Annotated in this window: 24 protein-coding genes; 15 read left to right on the top strand and 9 right to left on the bottom strand. The window is 68.0% G+C overall.

Translation table 11 applies throughout. The annotated features are described in order from the left end of the window. The first annotated feature begins 236 nt into the window (after window positions 1–236). Complete coding sequence (locus tag ACM2ZB_RS09750; protein ID WP_416058338.1) at window positions 237–407, top strand: hypothetical protein; 171 nt, start codon at window positions 237–239, stop codon at window positions 405–407. Here ACM2ZB_RS09750 and ACM2ZB_RS09745 read toward each other — a convergent pair. Next, the gene (locus tag ACM2ZB_RS09745; protein WP_416058337.1) at window positions 404–808 is read right to left on the bottom strand and encodes a GFA family protein; all 405 of its coding nucleotides are present in this window, start codon (window positions 806–808) and stop codon (window positions 404–406) included. The genes ACM2ZB_RS09750 and ACM2ZB_RS09745 overlap by 4 nt on opposite strands. A 173-nt stretch (window positions 809–981) precedes the next feature. Here ACM2ZB_RS09745 and ACM2ZB_RS09740 point away from each other — a divergent pair, with 173 nt between their 5' ends. Together ACM2ZB_RS09740 and ACM2ZB_RS09735 are read left to right on the top strand one after the other, a co-directional pair. After that, window positions 982–1,959, top strand: a complete 978-nt coding sequence (locus ACM2ZB_RS09740; RefSeq protein WP_416058336.1) for a DUF4105 domain-containing protein — start codon at window positions 982–984, stop codon at window positions 1,957–1,959. Beyond that, window positions 1,956–3,974: an esterase/lipase family protein gene (locus ACM2ZB_RS09735; RefSeq protein ID WP_416058335.1), complete on the top strand. Its 2,019-nt coding sequence runs from the start codon at window positions 1,956–1,958 to the stop codon at window positions 3,972–3,974. Before ACM2ZB_RS09740 ends, ACM2ZB_RS09735 begins: the two co-directional genes overlap by 4 nt. 34 nt (window positions 3,975–4,008) lie before the next feature. On the opposite strand, the gene ACM2ZB_RS09730 is transcribed toward ACM2ZB_RS09735, so the two are convergent. After that, window positions 4,009–5,430, bottom strand: a complete 1,422-nt coding sequence (locus ACM2ZB_RS09730) for an MFS transporter (protein WP_416058334.1) — start codon at window positions 5,428–5,430, stop codon at window positions 4,009–4,011. Window positions 5,431–5,462: 32 nt separating this feature from the next. Between ACM2ZB_RS09730 and soxR the strand changes: the two genes are divergently transcribed. Next, entirely contained in the window at window positions 5,463–5,894 is a 432-nt protein-coding gene (gene soxR, locus ACM2ZB_RS09725) for a redox-sensitive transcriptional activator SoxR (protein ID WP_416058537.1), read from the top strand. Window positions 5,895–5,940: 46 nt separating this feature from the next. Here the strand turns inward: soxR and ACM2ZB_RS09720 are convergent, their stop codons facing one another. After that, window positions 5,941–6,543, bottom strand: coding sequence for a short chain dehydrogenase (locus ACM2ZB_RS09720; protein ID WP_416058333.1), 603 nt, complete (start codon window positions 6,541–6,543; stop codon window positions 5,941–5,943). A 96-nt stretch (window positions 6,544–6,639) separates the two neighbouring features. Here ACM2ZB_RS09720 and ACM2ZB_RS09715 point away from each other — a divergent pair, with 96 nt between their 5' ends. Beyond that, window positions 6,640–7,512, top strand: coding sequence for a LysR family transcriptional regulator (locus tag ACM2ZB_RS09715; RefSeq protein ID WP_416058332.1), 873 nt, complete (start codon window positions 6,640–6,642; stop codon window positions 7,510–7,512). 845 nt (window positions 7,513–8,357) lie between these two features. Here ACM2ZB_RS09715 and proC read toward each other — a convergent pair. Beyond that, window positions 8,358–9,179 carry a pyrroline-5-carboxylate reductase gene (gene proC, locus ACM2ZB_RS09710; RefSeq protein ID WP_416058331.1) on the bottom strand — a complete coding sequence of 274 codons (822 nt, stop codon included), beginning with the start codon at window positions 9,177–9,179 and terminating at the stop codon, window positions 8,358–8,360. Window positions 9,180–9,195: 16 nt separating this feature from the next. Next, window positions 9,196–9,873 (bottom strand): YggS family pyridoxal phosphate-dependent enzyme, encoded by a 678-nt coding sequence (locus tag ACM2ZB_RS09705; RefSeq protein WP_416058330.1) that lies wholly within the window; start codon window positions 9,871–9,873, stop codon window positions 9,196–9,198. Between the two features lie 87 nt (window positions 9,874–9,960). Between ACM2ZB_RS09705 and ACM2ZB_RS09700 the strand changes: the two genes are divergently transcribed. The 5 genes from ACM2ZB_RS09700 to ACM2ZB_RS09680 all read left to right on the top strand — a co-directional run bounded on the left by ACM2ZB_RS09700 (window position 9,961) and on the right by ACM2ZB_RS09680 (window position 14,724). Beyond that, window positions 9,961–10,998 (top strand): type IV pilus twitching motility protein PilT, encoded by a 1,038-nt coding sequence (locus ACM2ZB_RS09700; protein WP_004147099.1) that lies wholly within the window; start codon window positions 9,961–9,963, stop codon window positions 10,996–10,998. A gap of 96 nt (window positions 10,999–11,094) precedes the next feature. Then, window positions 11,095–12,246: a PilT/PilU family type 4a pilus ATPase gene (locus tag ACM2ZB_RS09695; RefSeq protein ID WP_313435065.1), complete on the top strand. Its 1,152-nt coding sequence runs from the start codon at window positions 11,095–11,097 to the stop codon at window positions 12,244–12,246. Window positions 12,247–12,321: 75 nt separating this feature from the next. Further along, the gene (locus ACM2ZB_RS09690; protein ID WP_416058329.1) at window positions 12,322–12,963 is read left to right on the top strand and encodes a PIN domain-containing protein; all 642 of its coding nucleotides are present in this window, start codon (window positions 12,322–12,324) and stop codon (window positions 12,961–12,963) included. Window positions 12,964–13,076: 113 nt separating this feature from the next. Continuing rightward, complete coding sequence (locus ACM2ZB_RS09685) at window positions 13,077–13,649, top strand: hypothetical protein (protein ID WP_416058328.1); 573 nt, start codon at window positions 13,077–13,079, stop codon at window positions 13,647–13,649. 91 nt (window positions 13,650–13,740) lie between these two features. Continuing rightward, a complete protein-coding gene (locus ACM2ZB_RS09680) occupies window positions 13,741–14,724 on the top strand; it encodes an aldo/keto reductase (protein WP_416058327.1) in 984 nt (327 codons plus the stop codon). Between the two features lie 32 nt (window positions 14,725–14,756). On the opposite strand, the gene ACM2ZB_RS09675 is transcribed toward ACM2ZB_RS09680, so the two are convergent. After that, a complete protein-coding gene (locus ACM2ZB_RS09675) occupies window positions 14,757–15,656 on the bottom strand; it encodes a LysR substrate-binding domain-containing protein (protein WP_416058326.1) in 900 nt (299 codons plus the stop codon). A 346-nt stretch (window positions 15,657–16,002) separates the two neighbouring features. Here ACM2ZB_RS09675 and ACM2ZB_RS09670 point away from each other — a divergent pair, with 346 nt between their 5' ends. Continuing rightward, window positions 16,003–16,215, top strand: a complete 213-nt coding sequence (locus tag ACM2ZB_RS09670) for a DUF4287 domain-containing protein (protein ID WP_416058325.1) — start codon at window positions 16,003–16,005, stop codon at window positions 16,213–16,215. Between the two features lie 220 nt (window positions 16,216–16,435). After that, complete coding sequence (locus tag ACM2ZB_RS09665; protein WP_200733422.1) at window positions 16,436–17,143, top strand: YitT family protein; 708 nt, start codon at window positions 16,436–16,438, stop codon at window positions 17,141–17,143. A gap of 85 nt (window positions 17,144–17,228) precedes the next feature. Here the strand turns inward: ACM2ZB_RS09665 and ACM2ZB_RS09660 are convergent, their stop codons facing one another. After that, window positions 17,229–17,774, bottom strand: a complete 546-nt coding sequence (locus tag ACM2ZB_RS09660) for a DNA-3-methyladenine glycosylase I (RefSeq protein WP_416058324.1) — start codon at window positions 17,772–17,774, stop codon at window positions 17,229–17,231. 78 nt (window positions 17,775–17,852) lie between these two features. Between ACM2ZB_RS09660 and ACM2ZB_RS09655 the strand changes: the two genes are divergently transcribed. The 3 genes from ACM2ZB_RS09655 to ACM2ZB_RS09645 are packed head-to-tail and all read left to right on the top strand — an operon-like array spanning window position 17,853 to window position 19,873. Beyond that, window positions 17,853–18,419 carry a YqgE/AlgH family protein gene (locus ACM2ZB_RS09655; RefSeq protein ID WP_313435081.1) on the top strand — a complete coding sequence of 189 codons (567 nt, stop codon included), beginning with the start codon at window positions 17,853–17,855 and terminating at the stop codon, window positions 18,417–18,419. Continuing rightward, window positions 18,412–18,906, top strand: coding sequence for a Holliday junction resolvase RuvX (gene ruvX, locus ACM2ZB_RS09650; protein ID WP_416058323.1), 495 nt, complete (start codon window positions 18,412–18,414; stop codon window positions 18,904–18,906). Before ACM2ZB_RS09655 ends, ruvX begins: the two co-directional genes overlap by 8 nt. A gap of 16 nt (window positions 18,907–18,922) precedes the next feature. After that, the gene (locus ACM2ZB_RS09645) at window positions 18,923–19,873 is read left to right on the top strand and encodes an aspartate carbamoyltransferase catalytic subunit (protein ID WP_313435085.1); all 951 of its coding nucleotides are present in this window, start codon (window positions 18,923–18,925) and stop codon (window positions 19,871–19,873) included. A gap of 43 nt (window positions 19,874–19,916) precedes the next feature. Here the strand turns inward: ACM2ZB_RS09645 and ACM2ZB_RS09640 are convergent, their stop codons facing one another. Next, the gene (locus tag ACM2ZB_RS09640) at window positions 19,917–20,408 is read right to left on the bottom strand and encodes an REP-associated tyrosine transposase (RefSeq protein ID WP_416058536.1); all 492 of its coding nucleotides are present in this window, start codon (window positions 20,406–20,408) and stop codon (window positions 19,917–19,919) included. Between the two features lie 117 nt (window positions 20,409–20,525). Further along, a complete protein-coding gene (locus tag ACM2ZB_RS09635) occupies window positions 20,526–21,323 on the bottom strand; it encodes a prolyl oligopeptidase family serine peptidase (protein ID WP_416058322.1) in 798 nt (265 codons plus the stop codon). Window positions 21,324–21,387: the final 64 nt, after the last annotated feature.

Below are 21,387 nucleotides of genomic sequence, written 5' to 3'. Positions count from 1 at the left end.
CCAATACGGCTGCCCAGTCTATCGAGCACGGAACAGGTGTTCGACCAGGTAATCGATGAATACCCGCAGCCGCGCGCTGGGCAACTGCTGCTGGGGCGCAGCGTGGTGTTGCACGAAACCAATCCGGAACGCGTGTAAGTCGCCCGGCATGTCATCGTCGTGTCGTCAGGGCCTCACGCGGTCCATGCCGCCGCAGGCCTAGAGTCGATCATCCCCGTCCCCCACGGAGATCCGCCATGTGGCTGCTTGATCATCTCTGGCCCAGCCGCCGTCCGCTGCCGCCGCCGATGGCCGTCGACCCGCCGCCGCCGCGCAGGCCCTGGCTGAAGCGGCCCGCGCGGGCCGGCCGCAGCGGCATGGCACCCTGGCAGAAGGTGGCCGCACCGCCCCGGCGCACGCGCCACTAAGCCGTGCGGTCGGCGGGGTGGTTGACCCCGTCGTTGACCGGAATCACCCCCAGTGCGAACGGGTCGATGCCCTCCAGGCAGGCCACGTTGTAGCCGTACTGGTCCGGGTTGGAGCGCCGCCGGTGGTGGGTGTAGATCCCGCAGATGCCGCAGAAATAGTGCTCGGCCACATGGGTGTTGAACTGGTACAGGCGCAGGTGGTCCTGGCCACGCACCACCTGCAGCCCCTCACGGGTCACGCTGGCGGCGATCGCGCCCCGGCGGCGGCACATCGAGCAGTCGCAGCGGCGCGGTTCGATGATGCCCTCGGGCAGGTCCAGCAGCAGTTCGACGGTGCCGCAGTGGCAGGTGGCGCGGTGCCGTGGCTGCACGGCCACACCGGCAACGGAGGTGATTCCCATCGGGGTTCCTGGTCGGGATGACCGCGCCAGTATGCGCCCGCAGCGTCCGCCCGGGCCCTTGGCTGAATGGGCCGGTGATGCCAGCGTCAGGTGGCTTGTGGCTAACTATGCCGCCCCCCGAACGCGACAGGATGCCCGTGAGAGCCGCAGGACGTTGGATGACAGGATGTGCCATGGCGCTGCTGGCGCTGTGGGTGACCGGTTTGCTGGCCTACCAGTTGCCGGGGCCGGGCTGGGTGTCGGCGGCTGTGGCCGTGCTGTGGCTGCTGGCCGCCCTGTGGGCGGCGTGGGCCGTGGCACGCGGGCGGCCTCGCAGGCGCTGGGTGGGCTTCTACCTCGGTTCGGTGGCGCTGGCGGGGCTGTGGTGGCTGCTGTTGACGCCGCGCCAGGATCGCGACTGGGCCGACGACGTGGCCCAGCGCCTGCACATGGAATCCTTCGATGGCCGCCACGTGGTGCTGGACAACGTGCGCGACTTCACCTGGCGCAGTGAAACCGACTACGACGCGCGCTGGGTCCGCCGCGAGTACGACCTCGACCAGCTGCGTTCGGCCGACCTGGTGCTGTCCTACTGGATGGGCCCGGCCATCGCCCACACCCTGGTGTCGTTCGGCTTCGACGATGGCCGCCACCTGGTGTTCTCGCTGGAAATCCGCAAGGAACGCGGCGAATCGTTCTCGGCGCTGGGCGGCTTCTTCCGCCGCTTCGAGATGACCCTGGTCGCCGCGGAGGAGACCGACATCCTGCGCACCCGCACCAACGCGCGCGGCGAGGATGTCTATCTGTACCGCCTGCATGGCATGGACCGCGCGCAGCTGAAGACCCTGTTCGCCGCCTACCTCGACCAGGCTCGGCAGCTTGATGCGCAGCCGGCGTTCTACAACACGGCCACCAGCAACTGCACGACGATTGTCTTCGACCTGGCCAGGCACATCGCCCCGCGCCTGCCGATGGACTACCGCCTGCTGCTGTCAGGCTACCTGGGCGAATACGCACAGGATGTCGGCGCGCTGACCCCGGGCGTGCCCTATGCCGAACTGCATGCCAAGGGGCGCATCACCGAGCGCGCGCTGAAGATGGCGCCCGATGGCAACTACTCCACCGTGATCCGCCAGGGAATTCCCGGCACCGAGCAGGACCCGCAGCAATGACCGTCGTTTTCCTGATCCGCTGGCAGCGCGTGCTGCCGGCGTTGTTGGCGCTGTCCATGCTGCTGGGGGGCAGCGGCTGCGCGATGGTCACCGTCAAGCAGGTGGCGTCCAGCGATTCGCTGGTGAACAAGCGCGCCGACGTGCTCAACACCGGCAAGCTGAGCCCGGCCTCGCGCGAGACGCTGAGTGCGGCGGGGCTGGACGAATCGCAGTGCGAGAAGGACTTCCTGGTCTGCCGCAGCACGCTGTTGATGACCGACGACCTGAATGTCGAGCAGCGTCTTTCGACCCTGTCCGAACTGTGGGTGAAGGCCGCGCTGGCGCTCACCCCGAAGAAGCATGCCAGCGGCGAACCGCCGATGAGCGATGCGGCGTTGGACGCCTGGCTGGAGGCCGCGCGCTACGGCTATGCCTATCTGTTCTTCAGTGGCCGCTCGCCGTCCGACCGCGCCTTCGAAGACCGCCAGACCCAGGTGCGCGACTACTACAACTACGCGGCCGAGAAGGCCGCGGTGGTGCTGTTCAGCCGCGCCCGTGCGGCGGCGCTGGCTGGTGAGGATTACACCCGGCCGATGTCCGCCGGCAGCTGGACGCTGGCCTCCAACTACGCCGAGCTGTCGCTGAAGAGCATTCCTGCCCAGCTGGTGCCAGCCGGCACGGTGAGCTTCGTTGGCCTGCGCAGCACCTACCGCCGTGATGGCTTTGGTGCCGAACTGGTGATGGTGATGGATCCGCCGAAGCTGGTGGTGCCGGCGGTGGCCGCCGAGGGCCCCAAGGTCGAGGACGGGCAGGGCGGTGAGGACGCTGCACGCGCGCGCCACCACCGGCACGACGACAGCGTGCCGGAATACAGCGAGATGTCCTCGATCAACGTCACCGCGCTGCTGCGCTTCGAGGGCGACAGCCTGGATGATGTGATGCGCACCCGCCGCGTGGAGCTGGACGCGTATTCGCCCGAAGCCACCGAGCGCATCACCCTGCATGGCGAGCAGGTGCCGCTGGCCGGCAATTTCACTGCCGCCTACGGGCTGTGGCTGGCCCAGAGCGGGTTTGCCACGCAGTCGCTGCGCACGCTGTTCGGTTTGAGCGAGGGCATCGGCGAACCGCATATCTACCTGATGCAGCCGTGGGACCCGAACCGCCGCATCATCTTCATGCTGCATGGCCTGGCCAGCAGCCCGGAGGCCTGGGTGAACCTGGCCAACGAAATCATGGGCGACCCGGAACTGCGCCGGCAGTTCCAGGTGTGGCAAGTGTATTACCCCACCAACGCGCCCATCGCGCTGAACCGCTACGAGATCGCCAACGCGTTCAACGACACGTTGAAGCACTTCGATCCCGACGGCAGCACGCGTGCATCCAAGGACATGGTGTACATCGGCCACAGCATGGGCGGTGTGCTGGCGCGCCTGCTGGTGAGCGATTCGGGCGATGTGCTGTGGGACGATCTGCTGGCCAATTATGATCTGAAGGGCGAGCGTCTGAAGCGGGTGCAGAGCAAGCTGGGTCCGCTGCTGCATTTCAAGGCGCAGCCGAACGTGGAACGGGCGATCTTCATCGCCGCCCCGCACCAGGGTACGGATATCGCCGGCAACAAGCTGGGCCGGCTGATCGGCCGCCTTGTGCGGCTGCCGCTGACCATCCTTGGCAAGTTCGAGGATGTGTTCCTGGCCTTGGCGCAGGCCGAGCAGCAGGCGGACGGCACGGCCAAGCCGAAGATTCCCAACAGCATCGACAACCTCAAGGCCAGCGACCCGTTCGTGAAGGCGGCCGCGCAGCTGCCGATCGAAGCGGGCCTGAAGTACCACTCGATCATCGCCCAGCGCAAACCGGAACTGCCGCTGGAGAAATCCGACGATGGCCTGGTGCCCTACTGGAGCGCGCACCTGCCCGGGGCACAATCGGAAAAGGTGATCATTTCCGGCCACAGCGTGCAGGAAACCCCGCAGGCGGTGCTGGAAGTGCGGCGCATCCTGCACCGCGATATCGATGATGTGGGGACGGGCAGCCGGTAGTGCCGGCCAGCGGCCGGCACTACCCTGTGGCTGGCTACACCCGTCGCGCCACTACCGTTGCCAGCAGCGCCAGCCCGAGCGTGATCGCCAGGCACAGCACATAGCCGGTATGCGGTGCGCGTTCGACGAACAGCGCGAACAGCGCACCGGACAGCGCCAGCGCCGTGGCCACGCACAGGGCTTCGCTCAACTGCAGTGCCGAGGTGTTGCGCCCCTGCTCGTGCGGCGGTGACAGCGACAGTGTCAGCACCGACAGGCTGGCGTAGATCATGCCCATGCCGAAACCGGTCAGCGTCCAGCCCGCCAGGGCCACCGGCAGCGGCACCGTGTTGAACAGCACGGCCAGGGTGGCGGTGATGCCCACCGTCATCAGCACCGTGCCCACGCGCAGCAGCTGCTGGCGCGACCAGCCGCGCTGCTGGTGGCCCTGCAGCCAGGAGCCGCTGAACCAGCCCAGCGCGCCCAGGCTCAGCACCGCGCCGGCCCAGCTGGGCGACAGGCCCCGTTCGCGCTGCAGCAGCAGCGGCAGGTAGGCTTCGCAGGCGAAGAACGCGGCGGCGGCCACGCCGCGCAGCGCGATCACGCTGGGCAGGCCGCGGCGCAGGCGCAGCGTACCCACCGGCAGCAGGCGGTGCCCGCACAGGAGCAGGCCGGCGATGGCGATGACCATGCAGGCCACGGCCAGCACGCCATGCTGCTGGCCGCCCAGGTACAGCAGCAGCGCGGCCAGCGACGCACCGGCCGCCCAGCGCACCACCTGCGTGCCGCCGTCGTGGCCCGTGGACCGCACCGGTGCCTGCCGGGCCAGCGCCGGGCGCAGCATCAACGCCGCCGGTACCGCCAGCAGCGGTACTGCCAGGAACACCCAGCGCCAGCCCAGGTGCTGCACGATCAGGCCACTCAATGCCGGGCCCACCATGGACGGCACCACCCAGCCGGCCGAGAAGGCAGCGAAGACCTTCGGCCGCAGGGCTTCGGGGTAGCTGCGCGCAACCATGACGTACAGCGCCACCGAGATCGCACCGCTGCCCAGGCCCTGCAGCAGGCGCCCAGCCACCAGCATGCCCATGCGCACGGCCAGGCCGGCCAGCAGCAGGCCCAGCACGAAACAGGCCAGGCCCCACCACAGCGGCCGCGCCGGGCCACCGCGGTCGGTCCAGCGCCCGGCCACGGTCATGCCGACCACGCTGGTGGCCAGGGTGCCGCCGAATGCCAGCGCGTACAGGCGTAGGCCGTCCAGGGCTTCGGCCACGGTCGGCATTGCCGCAGCCACGGCCAGGGCCTCGAAGGCGAGCAGGGCCACCAGCACCACCATGCCCACCGTGGTGGTGCGGTACTGCGGCGACAGGATGGACTCGGCCGCCGGCAGGGCGGCGGCAGGCGTGGGGGATTGGGGTGTCATCGTTCTGCGATCGATCGGGCCGCGCTTGAGTTCGTGCGGCGAAGACAGCAGCATGCCACCTGAACCATGGTTGAGGTCAAGTGATGCTGGAACAGGAACTGAGCGTGGGCGAGGTGGCCCGCCGCAGTGGCGTGGCGGTATCGGCGCTGCATTTCTACGAGCGCAAGGGGCTGATCAGCAGCCTGCGTACCGCCGGCAACCAGCGGCGCTACGCGCGCGATGTGCTGCGCCGGCTGGCGGTGATCCGGGTCGCGCAACGCGTGGGCATGCCGTTGGAAGCCGTGGCCCGTGCCTTCGATACCCTGCCGGAGGGCCGCGCACCGACCAAGGCCGACTGGGCGCGGCTGTCCGCACGCTGGCAACAGGAACTGGAAGAGCGCATCCACATGCTGCAGCTGCTGCGCGATGAGCTGACCGGCTGCATCGGCTGCGGCTGCCTGTCGCTGAAGCGCTGCCGCCTGGCCAACCCGGACGACGTGCTGGGCGAGCGCGGCGACGGCCCCATGCGCTGGGGCTGAGTCGCTTCCGGTAGCGCCGGGCCGTGCCCGGCGCAGATCGCCGGGATTACCAGACGGTGAGGGTCTGGCCGCTCTGGATGCCTTCCACCGCGCGCTGGAAGGCCAGGGCCGCGCGCTGCGCAGTCACCGCTTCGAAACCCGGGAAATAGGGACCATAGGCCTGCAGCGATTCGACCAGCACGTTCGGGCTGACCGCGTTGATGCGCAGGCCGCGCGGCAGCAGTTCCAGTGCGGCCGCACGCACGAAGCCCTCCAGCGCCTGGTTCACTGCCGTGGCATTGGCGCCGTCGCGGATCGGCTGGGCGCTGATGATGCCGGTGGTCAGGGTGATGGAACCGCCCGGGTTCAGATGGTGCTGGGCCGCCAGCGCCAAGCGCACCTGGCCGAGCAGCTTGTCCTGCAGGCCGCTGTTGAACTGCGCTGCGGTCATCGACAGCAGCGGACCGAAGTGCACGCTGCCGGTGGTGGAAATCACCGCGTCCACCGTGCCGGTCTGCGCGAACAGCTCAGCCACGCTGGCATCGTCGCCCAGGTCCACGCGCAGCGCACCGCTGCGGCGGCCGGCGGATAGGATCTCGTGGTTCTGGCCAAGGTGGCGGGCGACCGCCTGGCCGAGGGTGCCGTTGGCGCCGACAAGCAGGATCTTCATGACGGTTTCCTGGTGGGAGAGGCCTGCAGTCTGCGCCGTCATTGCGGGGTTTGGTAAGCGGCGTATGATTCGCAGATTGCTAATCAGGGGTTTGTAATGGACACCTTGCGCTGCATGCAGGCGTTCGTCGCTGTGGCCGACCACGGCAGCTTTTCCGCAGCGGCCGTGCACCTGCAGGTGTCGGCGGTGATGGTGGGAAAGTACATCCAGCAGCTGGAAGCGCATCTGGGCACGGCCCTGCTGCAGCGGAACACCCGCCGCCAGCGCCTGACCGAAGCCGGTACCGCCTATCTGGCCGGCTGCCGGCAGGTACTGGAACAGGTGCAGCAGGCCGAGGCCGATGTGGCCGGCCTGCAGCGGCAGCCGCGCGGGCTGCTGCGTATCAGTGCGCCCACCACCTGGGGCAGCTGCGTGCTGGCGCCGCTGCTGTCCGGCCTGCTGCGTGCGCAGCCGCTGTTGAACATCGAGCTGGACCTGAGCAACCGCCGCGTGGACCTGATCGAAGATGGCTTCGATGCGGTGATCCGGGTCGGGCCGCTGCCATCCCGGGATGTGGTGGCACGCCCCCTGCAGCCCTATGCGATGAGCCTGTGCGCTGCGCCGTCCTACCTGCGCCGGCGCGGCACGCCACGTACCCCGGCGGATCTGGATGGCCATGACTGCCTGAGCCACCTGGCCTGGCGCGGCGGGCACGGCTGGCAGCTGGCCAATGGCGAGCCGGTCGACTGGGAAGCCCGGCTGACCAGCAATGATGGCTATGCGCTGCGCGAAGCAGCGGTGGCTGGGGCCGGGCTGGTCCTGCAGCCGACGGCGTTGCTGGCGGCCGACATTGCCGCCGGGCGCCTGAAACCGCTGCTGCGCGAGTACCTGCCTGAGCCGCGACCGATGCACCTGGTCTACCTGCCGGACCGGCGGCCCCGCCCGCGGCTGCAGTGCTTCGTGGAGTACGTGCTGCAGCACGCGGGGTAGATCGATGCCATGCGTCGATGCCGGCGTGTCGGTGCACCGGGAAGGCTCCATCCACGCATGGCGTGGATCTACCAGCGGCCAGTAGATCGACGCCATGCGTCGATGCCGGCGTGCTGGTGCACCGGGAGGGCCCATCCACGCATGGCGTGGATCTACCAGCGGCCAGTAGATCGACGCCATGCGTCGATGCCGGCGTGCTGGTGCACCGGGAAGGCTCCATCCACGCATGGCGTGGATCTACCAGCGGCCAGTAGATCGACGCCATGCGTCGATGCCGGCGTGTCGGTGCACCGGGAAGGCTCCATCCACGCAGGGCGTGGATCTACCAGCGGTCAGTAGATCGACGCCATGCGTCGATGCCGGCGTGCCGGTACACCGGGAAGGCTCCATCCACGCATGGCGTGGATCTACCAGCGGCCAGTAGATCGACGCCATGCGTCGATGCTGGCGTGCTGGTGTGCCGGGGAGGCTCCATCCACGCATGGCGTGGATCCACCAGCGGTCAGTAGATCGACGCCATGCCTCGATGCCGGCGTGGCGGTGCACCGGGAAGGTTCCATCCACGCATGGCGTGGATCTACCCGCGGCCAGTAGATCGACGCCATGCGTCGATGCCGGCGTGCCGGTGCACCGGGAGGGCCCATCCACGCATGGCGTGGATCTACCAGCGGCCAGTAGATCGACCCCATGCGTCGATGCCGGCGTGCCGGCGTACCGGGAGGGCCCATCCACGCATGGCGTGGATCTACCAGCGGCCAGTAGATCGACGCCATGCGTCGATGCCGGCGTGTCGGTGCACCGGGAAGGCTCCATCCACGCATGGCGTGGATCTACTGGTGGTCGGGTCAATCATTGGCCGCAGACAACTCCCGCCCGCGCAGCTGTGCCGCGCGCAGCGCCTTGCCCACCAGCCGTTCGAAACCATCGGCCTGGAAGCTCTCGATCGCCGCCTGGGTGGTGCCGTTGGGCGAGGTCACCCGGCGCCGCAGTTCGGCTGGGCTCTCGCCGGCTTCGTCCAGCATCCGCGATGCCCCCAGCAGGGTCTGCACCACCAGTGCGCGCGCCGCATCGGCCGGCAGGCCCTGGGCGATGCCGGCCGCCTCCATCGCTTCGGCCAGCAGGAACACATAGGCCGGGCCGCTGCCGGACACGGCAGTGACTGAATCCATCAGCGCCTCGTCGTCAATCCACACCGTGCGCCCCGCACTGGCCAGCACGCGCTCGGCCTGCGCGTGCTGCTGCGCATCGACGGCGGCGGTGGCATACAGGCCGGTCACGCCGGCACCCAGCAGGGCAGGGGTGTTGGGCATCGCGCGCACCACCGGCACGGGGCCGCCCAGCCAGCGCTGCAGCTGGGCGCTGGTGATGCCGGCGGCGATCGACACCACCAGCGGCGCCTGCGTCTGGGCCAGGCCCTGCAACGAGTGGCAGACATCGCGCAGCACCTGCGGCTTCACCGCCAGCAGCCACGTCTGGCTCTGGGCTGCGGCATCGGCGGCGTTGTCATGGGTCTGCACGCCGAAATCGGCGGCCAGTGCATCGCGCAGCGCGGCCACCGGCTCGGCCACGTGGATCTGCGTGGCGGGCACGCCCTGGCGGACCAGGCCGGCAATCAGGCTGCGCGCCATGTTGCCGCCGCCGATGAAGGTGATGGAATCGACTGTCATGGGGAATCTCCTGAAGTCAGGCGGGGCGCGGGCGTGCGCCGAACAGGGCGGTGCCGATGCGGACCAGGGTCGCGCCCTCGGCAATGGCCTCGGCATAGTCGCTGCTCATGCCCATCGACAGGGTGTCCACCTGCGGATGGCGCGCGGCCAGCGTCTGGAAAAGTGTGCGCATGCGCACGAAGGCTTCACGGCGGCGCCCGGCATCGGGCCACGGCGCGGGAATGGCCATCAGCCCGCGCAGGCACAGGGCGGGCTCGGCGGCGATGGCGGCGGCCAGGGCGTCCACGTCCTGCGGGGCGCAGCCGTGCTTGCTGGATTCGTCGTCGATGTTGACCTGGATGAGCACGTTCAGCGGCGAGCGCCCGGCCGGACGGTAGCGGGCCAGGGCCGCCACCAGCTTGGGCCGGTCCACGCTCTGCACCCAGTCGAAATGGTGGGCCACGGCCTCGGCCTTGTTCGACTGCAGGTGGCCGATCAGGTGCCATTCCAGCCCCAGTGCCTGCAGCGCCTGTATCTTGGCAAGGGCTTCCTGCACATAGTTTTCGCCGAAGGCGCGCTGGCCCTGCGCGGCCAGCGCCGCCACGGCCTCGGCCGGCTGGGTCTTGGAAACCGCCAGCAGGCGCGGCGGTGGCCGCCCGGCAGCCTCGGCGGCGTTGTGCAGGTTGCTCAGGATCTCGGGCAGGGCAGTGGCCACGTAACGCGTTCCAGTGTGACAGGAGGCTATACTGCCGCCAGGGGAAAGATCCTTCCAGTCGAAGCCGTTATTGGGGAGTAGCCGCTCATGGATATCGCCGAACTGTTGGCGTTTTCCGTAAAGAACAAAGCGTCCGACCTGCACCTGTCTGCAGGCCTGCCGCCGATGATCCGCGTGGACGGTGACGTCCGCCGCATCAACATCCCGGCCCTGGACCACAAGCAGGTCCACGCGCTGGTGTACGACATCATGTCCGACAAGCAGCGGCGCGATTACGAGGAATTCCTCGAAGTCGACTTCTCCTTCGAGATTCCGTCGCTGGCCCGCTTCCGTGTCAATGCCTTCAACCAGAACCGTGGCGCCGGTGCGGTGTTCCGTACCATTCCGTCCGAAGTGCTGACCCTGGAGGACCTGGCCTGCCCGCCGCTGTTCCGCGAGGTCATCCAGCAGCCGCAGGGCCTGATCCTGGTGACCGGCCCGACCGGTTCGGGCAAGTCGACCACGCTGGCGGCGATGATCGACTACATCAACAAGAACGAATACGGCCACATCCTCACCGTCGAGGATCCGATCGAATTCGTGCACACCTCGCAGAAGTGCCTGATCAACCAGCGCGAAGTGCACCGCGACACGCACGGCTTCAACGAAGCACTGCGCTCGGCACTGCGTGAGGATCCGGACATCATCCTGGTGGGCGAACTGCGCGACCTGGAAACCATCCGCCTGGCGCTGACCGCTGCGGAAACCGGCCACCTGGTGTTCGGCACCCTGCACACCAGCTCGGCGGCCAAGACCATCGACCGCATCATCGACGTGTTCCCGGCCGGCGAAAAGCCGATGGTGCGCTCGATGCTGTCCGAATCGCTGCGCGCGGTCATTTCGCAGGCGCTGCTGAAGAAGGTCGGCGGCGGCCGTACCGCTGCGTGGGAAATCATGGTCGGCACCCCGGCCATCCGCAACCTGATCCGCGAAGACAAGGTGGCGCAGATGTACTCGGCCATCCAGACCGGCCAGCAGTACGGAATGATGACCCTTGACCAGCACCTGCAGGACCTGGTCAAGCGCAGCCTGATCACCCGCAACCAGGCGCGCGAGTACGCCAAGGACAAGCGTCTGTTCGAGTAAGGCGGATCCGCCCGGCCGCGGCGCGTATCGATGCCGCCGCGCCGGCGAAATTCCGCCCACCGACCGATCTCTGGCATCGCCCATTGGGAGCCCGCCATGAACAGCACCGCCAGCACTGCCAGCACCATCGATTTCACCTCCTTCCTCAAGCTGATGGCGCACCAGCGCGCCTCGGACCTGTTCATCACCGCCGGCATGCCGCCGGCGATCAAGGTCAACGGCAAGATCTCGCCGATCACGCAGACGCCGCTCACCCCGCAACAGAGCCGCGACCTGGTCCTCAACGTGATGACCCCGGCCCAGCGCGAGGAATTCGAGAAGACCCACGAGTGCAACTTCGCCATCGGCCTGGCCGGTGTCGGCCGTTTCCGCGTGAGCTGCTTCTACCAGCGCAACCAGGTCGGCATGGTCCTGCGTCGCATCGAAACGCGCATCCCGACGGTGGAAGAACTGAGCCTGCCGCCTATCATCAAGACGCTGGCGATGACCAAGCGCGGCATCATCCTGTTCGTGGGCGCCACCGGTACCGGCAAGTCCACCTCGCTGGCGGCGATGATCGGCTACCGCAACCAGAATTCGACCGGCCACATCATCACCATCGAAGATCCGATCGAGTTCGTGCACAAGCATGAAGGCTGCATCATCACCCAGCGCGAAGTCGGCATCGACACCGACAGCTGGGAAGCGGCGCTGAAGAACACCCTGCGCCAGGCACCGGACGTGATCATGATCGGCGAGGTGCGTACCCGCGAGGGCATGGACCACGCCATCGCCTTCGCAGAAACCGGCCACCTGGTGCTGTGCACCCTGCATGCCAACAACGCCAACCAGGCGATGGACCGCATCATCAACTTCTTCCCCGAAGACCGCCGCAACCAGCTGCTGATGGATCTGTCGCTGAACCTCAAGGGCGTGGTCGCCCAGCAGCTGGTGCCGTCGCCCGATGGCCGCTCGCGCAAGGTGGCGATGGAAATCCTGCTGGGCACGCCGCTGGTGCAGGACTACATCCGCGACGGCGAGATCCACAAGCTGAAGGAACTGATGAAGGAGTCGGTCCAGCTGGGCATGAAGACCTTCGACCAGAGCCTGTTCGAACTGTACCAGGCCGGCGAGATCAGCTACGAGGACGCGCTGCGCTACGCCGATTCGCAGAACGAAGTGCGCCTGCGCATCAAGCTCAGCCAGGGCGGTGATGCGCGCACCCTGTCGCAGGGCCTGGACGGCGTGGAGATTTCCGAGGTTCGTTGATCATCAGAGGCAGGGCCCCCAGCAAGGGGGCTGTTGCCGGGCGACCGCTACAGGGGAGTGCATATGGACATGCCGTTGGCCCGCAACGTCGTACTGATCGATTTCGAGAACGTGCAGCCACCGTCCCTGAAGGAACTGGCGGCACCCGGGTTCACGGTACTGGTGTTTGTCGGCGCATCGCAGGCACGCATCAGCATGGACGTGGCCGAGGCCATGCAGGCGCTGGGCAGCCAGGGGCGTTACATACGCTGCCATGGCAGTGGCCCCAACGCGCTGGATTTCCATATCGCGTTCTATATCGGCGAAATCGCGGCCGCCGATCCCAAGGCGTACTTCCACATCATTTCCAGGGACACCGGTTTCGACCCGCTGGTGGCGCACCTGAAGGCACGAGGCCTGCGGGCCGACCGCTGCGTGTCGGTGGCCGATCTGCCCATGTTCCGCCCGGCGCGGCAGAGCGCTGCAGCCCCTGCATTGCCTGCAGCGAAAGCGGTGCTGCCCGATGCGCGGCTGACGCATCTGCGTGACTGGCTGGTGCGGCAGGACAAGGCGCGCCCTGGTTCAAAGGTGGCGCTGCACAACTCCATCCACAACCTCTTCCAGAAGGCCCTGGCTGCGAAGGAAGTCACCGCGCTGGTGCAGCAGCTGCAACAGAACAAATGGATCGTGCTGGAGGGCAACAAGGTCCATTACCAGGTGGCGGCCATGCGCGCCTGAGCGGCACTGGCGCCACCCCCATCCGCTCTGCGATAGTCGCGCGGTCGCCGCGTTCGCGGGACAGGGGGAGCCGGCACCGTGCCGGCGTGACAATTCAAGGTTCGCATATGGAAATGCACGATCCGTATCGTGCGCCGGCGGCAACGCCTGCGCGTCCGCCGGTGCTGCCGACCGCGCCGGTCAGCTTCGCCACCTCCACCGCTGCGGTGTATTACTCGCCGTCAACGATGAAGATCGCCGCGCTGTCGCTGGCCACGCTGGGGCTGTACCCGCTGTACTGGTTCTGGCAGAACTGGCGCGCGATCAAGCGCGAAACCGGCGGTACGCAGTGGCCCTGGGCACGCGCGCTGTTCTCGCCCATCTGGGCGTTCTTCTGCTTCGGCGACCTGCGCGACATCGCCCAGTCGCGCCGCCGCCAGCTGGCCTTCGCGCCGGGCCTGCTGGCGCTGCTGTTCTTCCTGCTCAATTTCGCCGGGCGCCTGCCCAACGGCGGTGCGCTGCTTTCACTGTTCACCTTCGTGCCGCTGTTGCCGGTCAACAGCCTGCTGCGGCGCTACCACCTGGACGAGAAGGTCGACCTGCAGCGCATGGACCGTTTCGGTGTCTGGCACATCCTGGTGCTGCTGGCAGGCGGTGGGCTGCTGTTGCTGGCCATCCTGGCCTTTGTGGTGGGCGAAGTGGATTGATGAAATCCAGTCATGACCGACTGCCATCCAGGCCGTTCTATCCACGGCACGTCCCGGCGTATCGTCGTCGCTCCCCCTCTGGAGCACGACGATGCAGACACGTGAACTTGGCCGCAGTGGCCTGAAGGTTTCCGCCCTGGGCCTGGGCTGCATGGGCCTGAGCCATGGCTACGGCCCGCCGGTGGAGCAGGCACAGGGCATTGCCCTGCTGCATGCCGCAGTCGAGCGCGGCGTGACCTTCTTCGATACCGCCGAAGTCTATGGCCCGTACATCAACGAGGAACTGCTCGGCCAGGCCCTGGCGCCGTACCGCGACAGGCTGGTGATCGCCACCAAGTTTGGCTTCAAGGATGCCCGCGTCGACACGGGCCTGGACAGCCGGCCGGAGAACATCCGCGCGGTGGCCGAGGCCAGCCTCAAGCGCCTGCGCACCGACCACATCGATCTGTTCTACCAGCACCGGGTGGACCCGAACGTGCCGATCGAGGATGTGGCCGGCACCGTGCGTGACCTGATCGCCGACGGTAAGGTCGGCCACTTCGGCCTGTCCGAGGCCAGTGCCGCCACCGTGCGCCGCGCGCATGCAGTACAGCCGGTGGCGGCGGTGCAGAGCGAGTACTCGCTGTGGTGGCGCGAGCCGGAACGCGAACTGCTGCCGACCCTGCAGGAACTGGGCATCGGCTTCGTGCCGTTCAGCCCGCTGGGCCGCGGCTTCCTCACCGGTGCGATCAACGCCGATACCACCTTCAGCGACAACGACTTCCGCAACACCGTGCCGCGCTTCGAAGTGGAGGCGCGCAGGGCCAACCAGGCGCTGGTCGATCGCATCAGCACCATCGCCACCGCCCGTGCTGCCACTCCGGCGCAGGTCGCGCTGGCCTGGCTGTTGGCGCAGGCACCGTGGATCGTGCCGATTCCGGGCACCACCAAGGTCCATCGCCTCGACGAGAACCTGGCGGCGGCCGAACTGCAGCTGTCCGCCGAGGAACTGCAGCGCATCGCGCAGGCGCTGGAAGAGGTGTCGATCGTCGGCGAGCGCTACAACGCCCAGCGTGCGGCGCAGGCCAAGGGCTGAGCGGGCAGGGTGCGGACAGCGGTCCGCACCCTTCAGCCGGCCATCGGCCCGCGCAGGGCGTCGAGCACCGTGCGCATGGCCACGCTGACATGCCGGCGTGACGGGTAGTACGCGTAATAGCCATCGAAGGTCGGGCACCACGCGTCCAGCGTCGATTGCAGCCGGCCCTGTTCGATCAGGGCCAGCACCTGGTCTTCCGGCAGCCAGGCCAGCCCGCTGCCGGCCAGCGCCGCTTCGCGGGTCATGCCCATGGTGTTGAAGGTCCACTGGCCGCTGACCCGCACACTGAACTCATTGCCATCCTGGCCGAAGTCCCAGGGCATCAGCCCGCCGTGGGTGGGCAGGCGCAGGGTGATGCAGTTGTGTGCGGCCAGCTCGTGCGGGTGCTGTGGCGCGGCGTGCTGGCGGAAGTAGCTGGGTGCGCCGACCACGCGCATGCGCAGCGGCGGGCTGATGGGCACAGCCACCATGTCGCGCGCCAGCCGTTCGCCCAGGCGGATGCCGATGTCATAGCGCTCGGCGACGATGTCGGCCAGGGCGTAGTCGGCGGTGAGTTCGACGTTCAGGTCCGGGTATTGCCGCAGCAGCGGCGCCAGCCGTGGCCAGGCCAGGTATTCGGCGGCGTGGCCGGTGGCGTTGATGCGGATGGTGCCGGCGGGTCGTTCGCGGTACTCGGCCAGCGCGGCCAGCTCTTCTTCGATCTCGGCCAGGCGCGGGGCGAGGGTTTCGAGCAGGCGGGCACCGGCTTCGGTGGTGGACACGCTGCGGGTGGTGCGGGTGAGCAGGCGTACGCCCAGGCGTTCTTCCAGCCCGCGCATGGCGTGGCTGAGGGCGGACTGGGAGACGCCCAGCTGGGCGGCGGCCTTGGTGAAGCTGCCTTCGCGGGCAACGTGGACGAAGGCCTGCAGGTCGTTGAGATTTTCGCGGGGCATGATGGGGGATGATACGGCCGGGCTGCGCCCGGCACCCGCCGAATCAACGTCAACGTCAACGGCAACGGCAAGAGCGGGCATTCCGTGGGATGGCGGGATGCTGTGGGTGGGCGGGACACGCCGTGAACCCGTCCGTGGGGGCTCGTAGGCGCCATCCATGGCGCCTGCGGTCCCGCCCACCCACAGCACCCCGCCTCTGACAGTTGGCCGCGGTCTGTCGGGGCACGGGGTCGGATCCCGTTGCTGCGCAACGGGCTCTGACCCCATCGTGTTGTCTGGACGTTGGAGGGTGTCGAATTCGGATGTCGTGGTTCGTCGAATGAGTGACTTTCAACGGGAGCTGCACATGAGCACTGACACCAAGCCGAAAGGCCCGGCCTCGTATTTCCCCTCCATCGAGAAGACCTACGGCCAGCCGGTGGCGCACTGGCTGGGGCTGCTGGCCAGCAAGCCGGGCCTGAAACACCTGGAACTGGTCAGCTTCCTGAAGACCGAGCACGGCCTGGGCCACGGCCACGCCAATGCCCTGGTCGCCCATCACCTGAACACCCAGCGCTGACCCTCCGTTCCAACGAGCGAAGCGACCCGCTTCTGCTCTTTCTTCTCTTCACGTGGCTGGACGGCCACGGAACCTGTCCCATCCCGCCCGGCCAAGCCCATGAACCACGCAGTCACGCCCAGCCACGAGGGCTGCGCCGTTCGCTGACTGAACGATTTCATCTGCAACTGTCACGCGGATCGTGTCTAATACCGCTCCCCACCCGCGGTACCCCACCCGTATGTCCCTCCAATCCCATGGCCCGGCGCCGTGCGACGACGCTGACGGCCACCTGGTCACCGCCGGTCCGCTGACCCCGCCGCCGGACAGCGCCGGCACCCCCGCCGACGAAAAAGCGCTGCGCCACTCGGTCGCCGAGGACGTGCAGGGCATGGTGCTGGCCATGCTGGTGGCCTCGCTGGGCCTGGCCATCTTCGCCAAGGGCGGGCTGATGATCGGCGGCATGGCCGGTGCGGCCTTCCTGCTGCACTACGCCATGGGCTGGAACTTCGGCCTGGTGTTCGTGCTGGTCAACCTGCCGTTCTACTGGGTGGCGGTGCGGCGCATGGGCTGGGAATTCACCCTCAAGACCTTCGCTGCGGTCACCGCCTGCGGCGTGCTGACCGACATCCTGCCGCGCTGGGCGGACTTCTCGCACATCGCGCCGCTGTATTCGGCGCTGGTCGGCGGTGCGCTGTCCGGCCTGGGCATCCTGTTCTTCATCCGCCATCGCGCCAGCCTGGGCGGCATCGGTATCCTGGCGGTGTACCTGCAGCGCACCCGCGGCTGGAGTGCGGGCAAGGTGCAGATGTCCTTCGATGCCTGCCTGATGGTGGCTGCGTTCTTCGTGCTGTCACCGTCGAAGGTGATGTACTCGGCCATTGGCGCGGTGGTGCTCAGCCTGGTGCTGATGTTCAACCACCGCCCCGGCCGTTACATGGGTGTGTAACCGCACATACCGCGTTCGCCGGGCATGGCCCGGCGCTACCGGAACCACCTTGTGGTAGCGCCGGGCCATGCCCGGCGGATGTGCGTCAGCGGCCCGTCGCCTGCAACCACGGCGGCGCCAGCTTCAACAACCGCGCATGCACCGGGCAGTCCTCCGCGTGCGCGCCGGGCAGGTAGCCCAGGCTCATCAGGAACTCGCCGGTGATCTCACCGCCGGTGAAGCGGAACGTCTTCTTGAACAGCTTCACCCAGTCGGCCTTGCTGCGCGGGTGGTGCGCGTCCAGCCAGGCGGCGAAGCTGCCGTGGCTCTGGCGCAGCTGCTGGATCACCTGCGCGTTGTGGATCGCGGCCAGCACCTTCAGCCGGTTGCGGATGATGCCCGCATCGGACAGCAGGCGCTCGATGTCCTGCTCGGCATAGGCCGCCACGCGGTCCACGTCGAAGCCCTCGTAGGCCGCGCGGAAACCCTCGCGCTTCTTCAGGATGGTTTCCCAGCTCAACCCGGCCTGGTTGATTTCCAGCACCAGCCGCTCGAACAGTTCGCGCTCGTCGCGCTGCGGGAAGCCGTATTCATTGGCGTGGTAGAACTCGTGCACCGGGTGGCCCGGGGCGATGCGGCAGTATCCGGACAAGGTGTTCTCCTGGCGGGCGGGCGCCCCATTATGCGCGGCGTGCAGGCGCCGGAGGCGCCCACCGGCTAGAATGGCGCCATGCCTGTAACGCCGACCTCCCTTGCCGATCACCTGCTCGTCGCGCTGCCGTCGCTGATCGACGCCACCTTTGCCCGCAGCGTCGCGCTGATCTGCCAGCACGACGAGAACGGGGCCATGGGCGTGCTGGTCAACCAGCCTTCCGAATACACGCTCGGCGAGGTGCTTTCGCAGATGGACATCACCACCGGTGATGGTGAGCTGCAGGCGCGCGTGGTACTCAACGGCGGCCCGGTGCATCCTGAGCGCGGTTTCGTCATCCACGACGACGCGCGCGACTGGGATTCCAGCCTGCGCGTGAGCGAGGGGCTGTACCTGACCACCTCACGCGACATCCTCGAAGCAATGGCCCGCGGTGAAGGCCCGGCCAATGCCGTGGTCACCCTGGGCTGTGCCGGCTGGGGCGCAGGGCAGCTGGAAAGCGAACTGGCCGAGAACAGCTGGCTGACCGTGCCGGCCGATGCCGAATTGGTGTTCCAGCTGCCGCTGGAACAGCGCTGGCAGGGCGCGGCCTCGCGCATCGGCGTGGACCTGTTCCGGCTGACCGATTACAGCGGCCATGTCTGAGCCGTCCGCGCCCGCACCTGTTTCGCCCGCCGCGGCCATCCGCCGTGACGGCACCGTTCTCGGTTTCGATGTGGGCTCGCGCCGCATTGGCGTGGCCATCGGCAGTGCCTTCGCTGCGCATGCGCGCGCGGTGGCCGTGGTCGATGTGCACGGCAACGGCCCGGACTGGGCCGCGATCGAGCGCCTGCTGAAGGAATGGAAGCCCGATGGCCTGGTGGTGGGCGACCCGCTCACCCTGGATGGCCAGGACCAGCCCAACCGCAAGCGCGCGCAGGGCTTCGCCCGCCAGCTGCGGGAACGCTTCAAGCTGCCGGTGGTGATGATCGACGAGCGCTCCAGCTCGGTCGAGGCCGCCCGCCGCTTCGCCGTCGAGCGCGCCGAAGGGCGCAAGCGCCGCCGCGATGCGGCCGCTCTTGATGCCGTGGCCGCGGCGGTGATCATTGACCGCTGGCTGTCGTCCCCCGACGACGCCACCCCCATTCCCTGACTGCACGACTCCCGCCATGACTGCACAGCAACTTGATGCTTCCGGACGCCTGCGCCACCTGCTGACCCTGGAGGGCCTGCCACGCGAGACCCTGCTGCAGCTGCTCGACCGGGCGGGGCAGATCCGCGATGCCGCCGTTGGCCGCGTCGGCAACAAGCGCCAGGTGCTGGCCGGCTCGGCGGTGTGCACGCTGTTCTTCGAACCGTCCACCCGCACCCGCAGCTCGTTCCAGCTGGCCGCGCAGCGCCTGGGCGCGGACGTGCTGAACTTCGATGCCTCCACGTCTTCGACGCGCAAGGGCGAAACCGCCTGCGACACGCTGAAGAACTTGGAAGCGATGGGCGTGCGCGGCTTCGTGGTGCGCCACCCCGACGATGGCGCGGTCGCGGCGCTGGCGGCAGCGGCAGGCGAGGGCACCGCGCTGGTCAATGCCGGTGACGGCCGCAGCTCGCACCCGACCCAGGGCCTGCTGGACATGCTGACGCTGCGCCAGGCCAAGGGCCCGGACTTCTCGAAGCTGAAGGTCGTGATCGTCGGCGACGTGAAGCACTCGCGCGTGGCCCGCACCGACCTGCATGCGCTGCGCACGCTGGGCGTGGGCGAGATCCGCGTCTGCGGTCCGCAGTCGCTGCTGCCGGACGACGAGACCTTGAAGGGCTGTGTGGTCGGCGATGATTTCGACGCCATGCTGGAAGGCGTCGATGCGCTGATGATGCTGCGCCTGCAGCGCGAGCGCATGGAAGAAGGCCTGGTGCCGTCACTGGAGCAGTATCACGCGCAGTACGGCCTGAACACCGAACGCCTGGCCCGCGCCGGCAAGGACGCGGCCGTGCTGCACCCGGGCCCGATCAACCGCGGCGTGGAAGTGACCGACGAGGTGGCCGACGGCCCGCAGTCGTGGGTGCTGCGCCAGGTCGCCAACGGCGTTGCCGTACGCATGGCCGTGCTGGAAACCCTGCTGGGCTGATCGCCCGCACCCTGCTCTGGCAGGTGCCAACCTGGGTTGGCACCTATCCGTCAGTGACGAGCGACATCCGCCGGCCGCTTGAATTCTCAAGCGCCCACTCGCACCACGCGTGCGGGTACTGCCCCAACTGCGCCGCGAGCCCCGCTCTGATCGGGTTGCCCATCAGATACATCGCATGCCGGTACAGCGATTCATCCGGGCGGATCGCGTGATCGTGGTGGCGGGCCTGCCAGAAGCGCCCGATCCGTCCCAGAAGTCGGTTTATCTGCTGGGCGGTACGCGACTTGAAGCGCTTCATCACGTCCTCCAGCGTTCCTGCGCGTAGTTCGACCAGCCAGTGGACATGGTCTGGCATGACCACGTAGGCAACCGAGCGGGTGAAGCCTTCCTGGTCGAGCCGTTGAAACTCACGGATGGCCATGGCTGCCGCAGCGTCACTGGCGAACAGCGGAGTGCGGCCGTCCACGACGGTGGTGAGGAGGTAGAAGAGACCGACGCTTGAATGGCGGCCAATAGGAAGGCGGACGTTCTGCATGGCACAAGCATCGCCGTGCATGCTTTTCTGCAATATCAGGGAACAGCGCGATTTCGGGTAGGGCAGCGCCAACCACGGTTGGCATCTACCAGAGCGGTGTGCGGGGTGGTGGAACCGTCAGCGCTTCTGCTCGAACAACCACGCCCACATCGCCGGGTCGGCGTAGGTCGCGTCCCAAGCGTTGTGGTTGCCGTCGGGGTATTCGGTATAGCGCACGTCACGCGCACCGGCGGCCTGGAAGGCGGCATGCAGGCGGCGATCGTCGGCAGGCGGCACCACGTCATCCAGGGCGCCGTGGAAGATCCAGATCGGCGTCTGCCGCAGGCGCTGGGCGATGGCTGCGTACGGGTCGGCTTCGTGGGCCACCTGTTCGACGAACAGGGTCGGGCGCACCGCGCGCGGGGCCAGCACTGCGCCGCATACCGGCACGATCGCGGCAAAGCGCTGCGGTTCGTCCAGTGCGATGTTCCAGCTGCCGTAGCCGCCCATCGACATGCCGGTCAGGTACTGGCGCGCGGGATCGGCGCCGAACTCGGCGATGGCGGCATCCAGTGCGGCCAGTGCCACGCGGTTGTTGTGGCCGTCCCATTCCTCCCGGCCGGGCACCTGCGGAAACACCGCCAGGGCCGGGAAGTCGGCGGCGTGCTCGCGCAGGTACGGGCCCAGGCCGGCGCGGGTCTGTTTGACACCATCGCCACCGCGCTCCCCCGAGCCGTGCAGGAACAGCACCACCGGCAACGCACCGGGCGTGCGCGCGGCCGCTGCGGGAATGAAGACCTGGTAGTAGGCGGTCTGACCGTCCACCTTCACCGCCCGCGATTCGAAGTGACCACGCGCGCTGTCGGGGGTGCTGGCGCAACCGGCCAGCATCAGCAGGGACAGCAGCGGCAGCCAGCGCAGCAACGGACGGACCATGACGTTTCCCCAAGGCTTGGAAGCGTTTTCATGGTAGTCCTTCGGCGCGCGCCGGGCATCGTGC

It is taken from the genome of Stenotrophomonas maltophilia (genome assembly GCF_047782825.1).
In the GTDB taxonomy this organism is placed as follows: Bacteria; Pseudomonadota; Gammaproteobacteria; order Xanthomonadales; family Xanthomonadaceae; genus Stenotrophomonas.
This window is presented reverse-complemented; position numbering and strand designations above follow the sequence as displayed.